The 12,072-nt window shown below is 48.8% G+C and carries 9 protein-coding genes; 1 reads left to right on the top strand and 8 read right to left on the bottom strand.

Features of this window, described 5'->3' with window-relative positions:
• Positions 1–151: 151 nt before the first annotated feature.
• From ACE3MZ_RS11265 to ACE3MZ_RS11230, 8 genes are all read right to left on the bottom strand, one after another.
• The gene (locus ACE3MZ_RS11265; protein WP_411346519.1) at positions 152–1,654 is read right to left on the bottom strand and encodes an MFS transporter; all 1,503 of its coding nucleotides are present in this window, start codon (positions 1,652–1,654) and stop codon (positions 152–154) included.
• A gap of 565 nt (positions 1,655–2,219) precedes the next feature.
• Positions 2,220–2,867 carry a response regulator gene (locus ACE3MZ_RS11260; RefSeq protein ID WP_411346518.1) on the bottom strand — a complete coding sequence of 216 codons (648 nt, stop codon included), beginning with the start codon at positions 2,865–2,867 and terminating at the stop codon, positions 2,220–2,222.
• The gene (locus tag ACE3MZ_RS11255; protein WP_411346764.1) at positions 2,864–3,904 is read right to left on the bottom strand and encodes a sensor histidine kinase; all 1,041 of its coding nucleotides are present in this window, start codon (positions 3,902–3,904) and stop codon (positions 2,864–2,866) included. The genes ACE3MZ_RS11260 and ACE3MZ_RS11255 overlap by 4 nt, the downstream gene beginning before the upstream one ends.
• 35 nt (positions 3,905–3,939) lie before the next feature.
• The gene (locus ACE3MZ_RS11250; protein WP_411346517.1) at positions 3,940–4,398 is read right to left on the bottom strand and encodes a GAF domain-containing protein; all 459 of its coding nucleotides are present in this window, start codon (positions 4,396–4,398) and stop codon (positions 3,940–3,942) included.
• A 49-nt stretch (positions 4,399–4,447) separates the two neighbouring features.
• Positions 4,448–5,128, bottom strand: coding sequence for a respiratory nitrate reductase subunit gamma (gene narI, locus ACE3MZ_RS11245; RefSeq protein ID WP_411346763.1), 681 nt, complete (start codon positions 5,126–5,128; stop codon positions 4,448–4,450).
• Entirely contained in the window at positions 5,121–5,726 is a 606-nt protein-coding gene (narJ, locus tag ACE3MZ_RS11240) for a nitrate reductase molybdenum cofactor assembly chaperone (protein WP_411346516.1), read from the bottom strand. Before narJ ends, narI begins: the two co-directional genes overlap by 8 nt.
• Positions 5,689–7,269 (bottom strand): nitrate reductase subunit beta, encoded by a 1,581-nt coding sequence (gene narH / locus ACE3MZ_RS11235; protein WP_411346515.1) that lies wholly within the window; start codon positions 7,267–7,269, stop codon positions 5,689–5,691. Before narH ends, narJ begins: the two co-directional genes overlap by 38 nt.
• Positions 7,259–10,933 (bottom strand): nitrate reductase subunit alpha, encoded by a 3,675-nt coding sequence (locus ACE3MZ_RS11230; protein ID WP_411346514.1) that lies wholly within the window; start codon positions 10,931–10,933, stop codon positions 7,259–7,261. The genes narH and ACE3MZ_RS11230 overlap by 11 nt, the downstream gene beginning before the upstream one ends.
• Positions 10,934–11,412: 479 nt before the next feature.
• Between ACE3MZ_RS11230 and ACE3MZ_RS11225 the strand changes: the two genes are divergently transcribed.
• Positions 11,413–11,859, top strand: coding sequence for a hypothetical protein (locus ACE3MZ_RS11225; RefSeq protein WP_411346513.1), 447 nt, complete (start codon positions 11,413–11,415; stop codon positions 11,857–11,859).
• The last annotated feature ends 213 nt before the right edge of the window (positions 11,860–12,072 follow it).

Raw genomic sequence — 12,072 nt, 5'->3', positions numbered from 1 at the left:
CGTGTTGATAGTAATATGCAACAGGTAGAAACACACATTTCAAAATTTATACTTAGCACTTAGCACTTAGCACTTAGCACTTAGCACTTAGCACTTAGCACTTAGCACTTAGCACTTAGCACTTAGCACTTAGCACTTAGCACGCGCGATGTTAAGGTTTGTTGGGCTGCTCTGTCAACTCGCTGAATGTGCCAACATAGCGCACATCTTCACCAGTTGCATCTTTGACCGCGCTGATGTTGAGCCATTGTACATACTCCTCACCATTTTTGCGGCGGTTCCAGATGGAGCCTTGCCAGAACCCTTTTGCCTTGATATCTGCCCACATGTTCTCGTAAAAGTCTTGAGGTTGGCGTTCTGATTTTAGAATGCTTGGACGCTGACCGAGCACTTCATCTTCACGATACCCAGTTAGCTTAGTAAATGCCGGATTGACGGTTTTGATATGACCTTGTGGATCAGTGACGAGAATGCCCTGAGCGGTCGAGTTGAACACTTCGGATACTAGCGTTAATTTGTCCTGATAATACATCCAGACGACAATGATTAGACTTGCCAATGCCACCTGCGATAATAGCATGAAGCCAATTGAATACTGTCCGGTCAATCCGTGAATCGCCGCCAGCATAAGCGGGGGGAAGAATCCGCCTAGACCGCCCATCATCGACACGATGCCGTTGGCAATCCCGGCTTGCTTGTTGAAGTAGAACGGCACCAGTTTGAAAATAACTCCGTTACCGATACCGGCACTCAGTGCAATCGCCAGACAACCGACGGTATACAGTCCAATCGATGGTGAAAATGCCAGCAAAATCGCTGCCAGTGTATATACGGCAAAGGTACACATCAGCAAGAACAACGCTTGGAAACGGTCAGCCAGCCAACCACCGACTGGACGAAGAAAGGTCGCTAGTGTGATAAAGCCAGCTGTACGCAATCCTGCATCTACTTTATCCAGTTCAAAGTTTGCTACTAGAAAGTTCGGCAGATATACGGTAAACGCAACGAATGAACCGAAAGTAATAAAGTAGAATAAAGAGAAGAACCATAGTTTTTCATTTTTGTATACGCCCTTGATCTGTTCAATGATCGGGGTTTTGATCTTGGTTTCTTTGCGATCGCCGAACAGGAAGTTCAGCACGATGAATACTAGTAGCAGTACCAGATACAGACGTACCGCTGACTGCCAGCCAATCTGGGTTGCTACGACTGGTGCGGAGAAGGTCGTAATCGCTGTACCGATATTGCCCATCCCATACACGCCGTTCACCAGACCATGCTTCTCGCGTGGATAATACTTCGGCAGCGATGTGACGCCTACTGAGAATACCGCGCCCCCAGTCCCGAGGAACAATCCGCCAATGATCAGATCGGACATCGTACTTGCTGTACTGATGTAATACACCGGGAACAGCAGCAAAATAAAGCTGATCATAAATACGACTCGTGCGCCCACAATATTGGCATAATAGCCAAGTGGAATCCGCAAGATCGAACCGAGTACGACCGGAATGGCGGTAACCATCGCCAGACTGCCCTGCGGAATGCTGATGTCCTCTTTAATAAATGGCATCAGCGAGGAAATAATTACCCAGACCATGAATCCCAATACGAGATTTAACGTCTGCAAAGATAACTGCATCTTTTTAATCATCCAACTCACCCTTTACTGTCAACTGTTCGGCTTGGCATCTGGCAATATATCCTGCGTATCTGGTCCTTTGTGTATTTGTGCTAATGATCACATAGTATGCTGCGATAGTAGTGAATGAAGTAGGAACAGAAGGAGCTGCCAGATGCCTGTTTTCTTTTCTCCTTTATTGTAGAATTTTGACGACGAATCCGAATATAGGGGAGTACCCTGACTATGCCCGGGGAAACCCCGAATACAATTAGGGAGTAAGGAGATCGTGCTTCCAAGGGTGTCTAATCTGTAGTTATGAAGCCTGTAGTAGTGAAGTTGGCGCGAATGGTACACGACGCTATAAACGCAAAAAAACCGCCGATTGCAACCAGCGGTTCTACTTCACTCTATACGATTGAACTATACAGACTTTCGCATAATTGTGCCTTTTGCCCCCTAATTCCATTGGGAACAGGCGACTCTCATCATCGTCCACCTTTATTGTTCAGATGACCTTATATTGGAGATGCGATCCTCTACATCGCATCATTCATTTCTCTAGACAGTTGCAGTTTCCATTAAGTGATTACAAGGATCAGAAATCAAGAATCTTCTTCCGTAGCGCATATTCAACCAGCTCCGGGCGGCTTTTCAATTGCAGCTTGTCCATAATTTTGGCTTTGTGCGCTTCTACCGTTTTGACAGAAATGAACAGCTTCTCGGCGACGTCCTTGTTACTATAGCCCTTCGCCACCAGTGGCAAAATCTCCAGCTCTCGGCGCGACAACACCTCGTACACATCCTCCGAATCTACTCCGGCATTCGTCTTTACAAACTCGCGCACTAGCGATGTAGCAAGCTTGGGATGAATATACGTGCCACCTTCATGAATCGTACGAATTGCTGATAGCAGTTCTTCATCTGGTGCATTTTTTAACACATAACCGGAAGCGCCATTACGCAGCACATGAAACAGATACTCTTCATCATCATGCATCGTCAGAATGAGAATCTTCGTGTCTGGGTAATCCTCCTTGATCTTGCCGGTCGCGATCAAGCCACTTTCTCCCGGTGGCATACTCAGATCCATGAGCAGAATATCCGGCTGATGACGCGCGACTACTGTATACGCTTCGATTCCATCCGCAGCCGTGCCGACCACTTCCATATCCGGCTGAAAATTCAAAATCATCGCAAACCCGCTTCGAACAATCGCATGATCATCCGCAATGACAATCTTCATGACCAATCCCCTCCATATGCCTGCTCAGGAACAGGAATATCCAGTGTAATACGAGTTCCCTTGCCCTTTTCGGAATGGATGCTAACTCTACCGCCAACCAACTCCGCCCGTTCTTGCATGCCGTACAGACCAAGTCCCGTACCGATCGGATCATCGTCGGGATCAAAGCCTTTGCCTTTATCCTCAACCATCAATCGCAGATGACCATTCTCCTCACGCAATACGAAGTTGAGAATATCCACTTCCGCATACTTGAGCGCATTCAGAATCGCTTCCTGCCCGATCCGGTAAATGACCGTCTCCACCTCGCTACCATACCGTTGATTATCCAGATTGGAGTCAAAGCAGATCGCAAAGCCGTAACTTTCCTTGATCCGTTTGAAATGTGAGCGGAATGCCGCCTCCAATCCAAAATCATCTAGCGCCGCCGGACGCAGCTCTACCGCCAGATTGCGAATATCGTCAAGCAGACGAGTCATCGATTCCTCGGTCTGCCGCATCTTCTTCAACAATTCCTCTTCGCCAGTCATATATTTCAGCACACGCAGGTCAATGACCGCGCTCATCAGCTCCTGCGCTACACTGTCGTGTAGTTCACGCGAGATGCGGCGCCGTTCATTTTCTTGCGCATGAATGACATGCTTCATCATTTTGTTCTGATAAAAGCTTTCCTGCGTTTTGAACTGCTGCGACAGATCGCGCAGCATCAGCACATGCACGCCTTCCGTCTCATCCAGCGTATGATATGAAGCGGCATACGGAATAACCCCTTTGCCGACCGTATCCAGATACACTTGAAACGAAGAGAAACGCTCCGATTCCGGGCTTGTAAAATAACACGCGATACAGGTACGCAGCTCTGTCTCGCTCATATACCCCCGGCATACCCGGCAGATCGTCTCCGCATGTCCCTCATACAATTGCTTGAGTACATCGTTATCAACGATCTTCTCTGCCGCCGGATTCATATACAGCACCCGACCGCCATGATTGAAAAAGAAAATTGCTTCTCTGCTCTGACTGTACAATTTGCTCATCCATTGATTAATCTGCTCTTGCTCGTTGGTTTGCTTCAACTCGGCATATACTCCTTTCCGTTCAGCTCCCCGATGCCCTGATGTGCCAGATCATTCAATGCCTGCATCATCGTTCGATCTACTCGCCGCTCATCCCGATATCCGCCCAGCAATACACCAGCAACACGCGTATCGTTCCACACGGGAACAGCGCCCAGACTGGTTAATTGCTCGGTACGAATGATCGGATAGTTAAACAGCGCATCCCGAGGCACATCATTCTGCACAGACGCAAACATAAACGGCTTGCCCGTTTTGAACACCATACCGGCGACGCCCCGCCCGCTTTGCAGCACGATGTCTCTAAAGCGTTCATTCAGGTTGCCGGAAGCATACTTCCATTTGATCACATAATGGTATTCCGCTGGTTCCGCCAGCGCCAGTGCCATAAAGTCGTAACCGAATAGTGCACGTATCTCATCCAGCTCCTGCTGGTAATCCACTTTATCGTTCATTCGCTCGCGCTCCTAATGCAAGAGGGAAAGAAGGCGTCGCCCACTTTCCTCAGCTTGATTTATGTCTTCTATAAAGAATATAACTTCTGCCAATATAATTCAATGGAACACTCCACACATGCACGAGACGCGTAAACGGCCAGAAGGCGAAGATCGCGAAGCCAGTTAGCGCATGAATTTTGAACGATAACGGTACATCGTGCATCAGCGACGCATTCGGCTGCAAGATGAACAGCCCGCGGAACCAGATCGAGATCGTCTCCCGATAATCAAAATCCGGCTGCACCGCATTGGTGAACAGCGTCGCATACATACCCATGAACACGATAAACAGCAGCAATGTATTTACAACCAGATCAGACGCGCTACTCAGACGACGCACACTGCGAATCGTGAAGCGGCGCGATGTTAGAATAAGCATACCGATCAGCGTAACAATACCGAACAATCCACCGCCATACACTGCGCCCAGATGATACATATGCTCGCTTACGCCCATCGCAGTCATCCACGAAGCCGGAATACCAAGCCCAACTACATGCCCCATAATGACCGGAATGATCCCGATATGGAACAGCATACTACCGATCATCAGCTGTTTCTTTTCAATAAACTCACTGGATTTGGCTGTCCAGCTAAACTGATCCGTACGATAGCGGAAAATATGACCTACTACAAATATAACCATACATGCGTAAGGGAAAATCACCCATAGAAATTGCTCAATCATGTTCACTCACCGGCTCCCCCTGTGTGATGCACACCTTCAGCGTATTCCGCAATCCTTTGATCAGGTGGACATACGGGCTGCCGTACTTGTCCAGCGCCTGAAGCAGATGGTACGTACCATCTTCGAGAATTGCCATCGGCATCCGAAAATTTTCGCCTGCGGAAGGATGCCCGCGCCAATCGGCAGCATACAGGAATTCACACATAAGCGGCAGAAAGTCTGGCAATTCCTCATCCGGCATTTCCAGACCGAACATTTCGTACAGCAGCTTTAACTTCGCTAGCATCTGTCCACGCTCGCGTGCATCTTCAAATTTGAAATAGGTCATATACAGCGCGCAATCCTTTTGAAAATCAAACGTTTCGGTGTACATTTCCTGAATCTGCTCCATACTGCGCTCGTGCATCAATTCCCAATACAGCTTCGCTTCCTCCGCGCCAGGATGATCCGGCGCAAATGACTCTTCCAGCAGAGTTGGATGAAAATCCAGCTTTTCCGGGTACATCAGCTGCCGGGCAAAAAAGTGAAACGACGGTTTATAGGCATATAGCTGCTCCAGATCAATCACGCCAGATCCCTCCATAGAAGTTTTCTTCATAAATCGTTTTGCCATCCTTGTCGCGTCCTGGGCTGAACGAATCGACAGCGCTGCAACCGCTACAGCCGCCATCCATACCGCCGCCCATATTGCCCATCACATCGCCAAAGCCAGCCGAACCTTGCGCACGATACGGATTCATATGACCTTCCTTGTGCGAGGTTGGGATTACGAAACGGTCGTCATATTTGGCAATTGCCAGCAGACGGTACATTTGCTCCGTTTGACGAGCAGTTAGTCCGACGCGTTCCAGACGCTGCTCGTCGAAATGATCGCCAGTCAGCTTGGCACGCATATACGAACGCATCATTGCCATACGCTGTAATGCCTCTTTTACCGATTGGCTATCGCCAGCAGTGAGCATATTCGCCAAATATTGAATCGGCGTCCGCATCTCTTCAATCGCCGGGAAAATCAGATCGGGATTATCAATCGAATCTTTCCCTTCAAAGTAGTTCATGATCGGGCTAAGCGGCGGTACGTACCAGACCATTGGCAATGTACGGTATTCCGGGTGCAGCGGGAATGCCAGTTTGTATTCGATAGCAAGTTTGTAGACCGGCGAATTCTGCGCGGCTTCGATCCAATCGGCAGTAATGCCGTCTTTTCTCGCTTGGGCAATAATCTCAGGATCATTTGGGTTCAGGAATAGTCCGCATTGCGCTTCATATAGCGCTTGCTCATCCTGAATAGATGCCACTTCCTGTACACGATCTGCATCATATAACAGGACACCTAAGTAACGGATGCGACCAGTACACGTTTCCGAGCAGACGGTCGGCAGCCCAGCTTCCACACGGGGGAAGCAAAAGGTGCATTTCTCGGCTTTGTTCGTCTGCCAGTTGAAGTAGACCTTTTTGTACGGGCAGCCAGTCATGCAGTAACGCCAGCCGCGGCAAGCTTCCTGATCGACGAGCACGATGCCGTCTTCGTCGCGTTTGTACATCGCACCCGATGGGCATGATGCCACGCAGCTCGGGTTGAGGCAATGTTCGCACAGACGAGGCAAGTAGACCATAAACGATTTTTCAAAGTTGAATTTGATCTCTTCTTCAATCTTCTCAATATTCGGATCAAGCGGACCGGTAATGTGGGCACCAGCCAGATCGTCCTCCCAGTTCGGTCCCCAGTTAACTTCCATTTTCTCGCCAGTGACGGCAGAGTGTGGACGTGCCACCGGAGAGTGCTTTTTCTCCGGCGACTGAGTGAGGTTCTCGTAGTTGTATGTCCACGGCTCATAGTAGTCTTTCATTTCCGGCATATCCGGGTTGTAGAAAATTTTACCCAGTGCGACTTTGGACAGCTTGTTACCAGATTTCAATTCCAGTTTGCCTTTGCGCAGCTGCCAGCCGCCCCGATAAATACTTTGATCTTCCCAGCGTTTTGGATACCCGATGCCCGGTTTCGTTTCGACGTTGTTGAACCACATATATTCAGCGCCCTTGCGGTTGGTCCAGGTCGTCTTGCATGTTACGCTGCATGTATGGCAGCCGATGCATTTATCCAGATTCATGACCATGGCGATTTGTGCTTTAATCTTCAAGCCAGTTGACCTCCTTCATTTTGCGGACAGCGACGTATACGTCACGCTGATTACCGATTGGACCGTAGTAGTTAAATCCATAGCTCAGCTGTGCGTAACCGCCTACCATCTGGGTCGGTTTCATATGAATGCGAGTCGGCGCGTTGTGACTGCCGCCGCGTGTATCGGTAATTTCGGAACCCGGTACGTTGATATGCTTATCCTGAGCATGATACATAAACATCGTGCCTCGTGGCATCCGGTGACTGACGACAGCTCTAGCAGTGACTACACCGTTACGGTTATACACTTCCAGCCAGTCATTATCGTTAATATCATTGGCAGCGGCGTCTTCATTGTTAATCCAGACGGTTGGACCGCCGCGGAACAGCGTGAGCATATGCTGATTATCCTGATACGTGGAGTGAATATTCCATTTGCCGTGTGGTGTCAGATAGCGCAGCACGAGGGAATCCTGACCACCCTTGATCTCACGGTCACGCGGACCGAATACCATCGGCGGCAATGTCGGTTTGTATACCGGCAATGATTCGCCAAACTGTTCAAAAATTTCATGATCGATATAGAAATGCTGTCTACCCGTCAATGTACGGAACGGCACCAGACGTTCAATATTCGTTGTAAATGGTGAATATCGTCTGCCCTGCTTGTTCGAGCCACTGAATACCGGAGTCGGAATGACTTCGCGCGGCTGGGATGTAATGCTCTGGAATGTAATCTTCTCAGCAGCACGATCGGCGGAGATATCTCTCAACTGCACGCCGTGGTCTTCTTCCGCCTGCATATACGCTTTTTGCGAGACACGTCCGTTCGTTGCAGAGGATAGATGCAAAATCGTATCCGCCGCTTGGCGCGCCGTTTGTAGCTTCGGTAGTCCGTTTTTGATCGTTTCGTCGTAGTGGATGCCGTTGAGCAGCTTCAATTCTTCGTATTCCTCGGCAACCGAGAAGTTGACACCATGCGCTCCAGCTTTACCAGTTAACAGGTTCGGACCGAGCGAGGTGAATTTATCGTAAATTTTGGTGTAATCGCGTTCGACGATGCTGAAGTTCGGCATCGTTTTGCCCGGTTTGGCTTCTACTTCGCCGCGTGTCCAGTCTTTGACCATACCCATTGGCTGCGAAATCTCACCCATCGAGTCATGACCAAGCGGTGCAGTCACAAGGTCTTTGTATACACCCGGTAAATGGGTTTTGGACATTTCCGAGAATGTCTCTGCCAGACTGCGGTAGATGTCCCAGTCGGAACGCGATTCCCACAGCGGGTTGACCGCCGGATTGAACGGATGCACGAATGGATGCATATCGGTGGACGATAGATCCGTTTTCTCGTACCACGTTGCTGCTGGCAGTACGATGTCTGCATACAGCGGCGTCGTTGTCATACGGAAGTCCAGTGCGACCATCAGGTCAAGCTTGCCCTCTACATCTTCGCGCCAGATAATCTCTTCCGGCTTGTCTTCTTCATTCGGACGGGCGATCAGATCATCTGATGCGCCGAGCAGATGCTTCATAAAGTACTCTTGTCCTTTGGCAGAGCTGGAGATCAGATTGGAGCGCCAGATGAACAAGGAGCGTGGGAAGTTTTCCGGTGCGCCCGGATCTTCGACCGCAAATTTCGTTTCACGAGAAATCACTTCATCCACAGAGTGTTTGATAATTTCCTCGTTGGATGTTTTGCCTGCGCGTGCCGCTTCTTCGGCGAACATCAGACTATTTTTGTTAAACTGCGGGTACGATGGCAACCAGCCAAGGCGCGCCGCCAGTACGTTATAATCTGCCGGGTGACGATAATGCACATCACCGCTCGTTGGCGATTTCAGTAAATCCGTGCCGCTCTCCTCATATCTCCACTGCTCGGTTGCAAAATAGAAAAATGAAGTCGCATTTTGCAGTCGTGCCGGACCTTGCCAGTCTTTGGCGAAGGCAACCGTCGACCAACCTTCGATCGGACGGCATTTCTCCTGACCAACATAGTGCGCCCAGCCGCCACCATTGACACCTTGCGAAGCGGTCAATACGACCAGATTTAGAATCGAACGGTAAATGGTATCGCTGTTGAACCAGTGGTTAATGCCTGCGCCCATGATAATCATCGAGCGACCGCCAGTATCAAGGGAGTTCTGTGCAAACTCACGAGCAACCTGTGTGACGACAGAAGCCTTCACGCCCGTTACTTTTTCCTGCCATGCTGGTGTATAGAACGATTCGCCATCTTCGTAGTTCTTCGCATTATATGAACTGTCGATCCGTGCAACACCATATTGGCTCATCATCAGATCATACACGGTGGCAATATAGCGTTCACTGCCATCCGCCAGTGTAATTTTACGAGTTGGGATCGTGCGCGTGAATGTACCATTGCCGTTATTGTCAAAGTAAGGGAATACGATATCCAGCCATTCATGCTCCTGACTAGTTGTACTCATCGCTGGTTCGATACGCGTGCCGTCTTCGCGTTCGAGGATCAGATTCCATTTGACATCCTTTTCCCAGCGTTGACCCATTGTGCCATTTGGCACAAGCAGTTCCGCAGTAGATTCGTCATAGATAACCGGTTTCCAATCGGCATGCTCGCTGTCTTGTCCTAGATCGCTAGCACGCAGGAAGCGTCCGCCTTTGAGCATATCGCCATGCGGTTCGAGTAGAATCATGAACGGCATATCGGTGTACTGCTTCGCATAATTGATGAACATCGGTTCTTGACGCTGCTGGTAAAATTCATCCAGAATGACATGTGTCATCGCCTGTGCAATTGCTGCATCTGTACCCGGATGCGGGGCAAGCCAGTTGTCCGCAAATTTGACGTTTTCCGCCAGATCGGGTGCTACGGATACAATTTTGGTTCCTTTGTAGCGAACTTCGGTCATAAAGTGGGCATCCGGTGTACGTGTCAGCGGAACGTTAGAGCCCCACATCATCAGATAACCGGCGTTGTACCAATCCGACGATTCCGGTACATCCGTTTGCTCACCCCAGATTTGCGGGGAAGCGGGCGGAAGATCGGCATACCAGTCATAAAAGCTGAGCATCTGTCCGCCCAGCAGTGAGATGAAGCGGGCGCCGGATGCGTAGCTGACCATCGACATCGCCGGAATCGGTGTAAACCCTGCGATCCGGTCGGGACCATATTTGCGAATCGTATAAATGAGCTGTGCAGAGATTAGATACAGCGCATCTTCCCAGTTCACACGAACATGACCGCCTTTGCCGCGTGCCTTTTTGTACTGCTGTGCTTTGTCGGGGTCTTCTACGATACTTGCCCACGCGTCGATCGGGTTGTTGTGCTGAGCTAGCGCTTCGCGCCATAATCGCAGCAGCTTCCCGCGCATATATGGATATTTGATTCGTAGCGGGCTGTATTCGTACCATGAGAATGTTGCGCCGCGTGGACAACCACGCGGTTCAAATTCTGGCATATCAGCACCGCAGGATGGATAATCAATCTGTTGATTTTCCCAAGTGATGATGCCGTTTTTGACGAATACTTTCCAGCTACAAGAGCCGGTACAGTTCACGCCGTGCGTCGTGCGGACGACTTTATCATGTGACCAGCGTTGACGGTACATGTTTTCCCAGTCTCTATTTTTCTCTTCCAGCACGGACCAGTTGTTGGAATAACTCTCGATCGGCTTGAAGAAATTCAATTTGTATTTTCGTTTCATGTAAATGAACACTCCTTTTCCGATGCTCGGCTATGCGAACATGGAGTTCAATGAAAAGTGGTGGTACAAAGCCAATCTCTATATGTCTTGTCTGAACAGGTTCTATATGTACAGTATGAAAGCTTTATAGGGTAGTGGACATTAGGGAATTCCCTTTTCTGGGTGGGGAATCTCCTGATATGTAGATATATGAGCTATGCCCAAGTAACGCCCAAGTAACTTGTGGTAATTTATATATTTATAAGAAATAAATGGTAAATTAAAAGTGATCTTCAAAGCTGATGCGCATGTGTAGAAACGATCAGACGATGCGAAGTAGCTTTAATCAGGAAGATTAGAGAGGAATGATGTAAGCGTTATCACAAATGATCGAAAAGGTGACTACTTATAATCCTGGTAATTCCAGTCATTGCTGTTCCCTTTTTTCATCTTGACCGTTTTATGATTTCATACTCTAGTACGACAAAGGAGAACGTTACATGAGAATCAGACCGGTTTCAACGATGATGCTGTTGGTTGCTATGTTGTTCACAATCTCGCTTGCTCCTGCGCAAACGTATGCTGCCGATGAACCTGATCCCGATATGCAGGTGATGCTGTTCGGCGAATTTGAAGATGATTTTGTACTGGATCATTCGGAGCCGTATTACAGTCCAGTACTGGCTTCGACCGGGTATGTATTCGTCTGGTTGGACATTGTTCTCAATGCTGGCGAAAGCCTGACGTTCACTTATGAATGGTATAACGAAGCTAACAACAGTTGGGATGTGGTTAATACGACTGTGATCAGCGGACCGAAAACGTATTATAATTTCACCCTCAATGACCCTTATTATGAGCAGCTTGGCGTGTACCGAATCGGCATCACAACTACCGCACCTACCCCTGCATCTGCTCATATTTACGGCGAATATATGGCTTGGTAAATAACGCCGTTCTTGAAGGGAGACTGTTGCCTGTGAGCATGCTGACATAACACTTTACAGTCTCCCTTTCCTGCCCCTCCATCCCATGACTAACTCCTTCTACAGTATCCAAATTATTATATTCACTTCTTCTTCCATTTTTGTAAGCGTTATCTTATAATCAGTTGCGTAAACGTTTGCACAAAAGATTGACCACACTACAAAGGCGGCACA

This window comes from Paenibacillus sp. WLX1005 (assembly GCF_046603685.1).
GTDB lineage: Bacteria > Bacillota > Bacilli > Paenibacillales > Paenibacillaceae > Saccharibacillus.
Note: the sequence above shows the minus strand (reverse complement) of the source record. Positions and strands in the feature narration are given on the sequence as shown.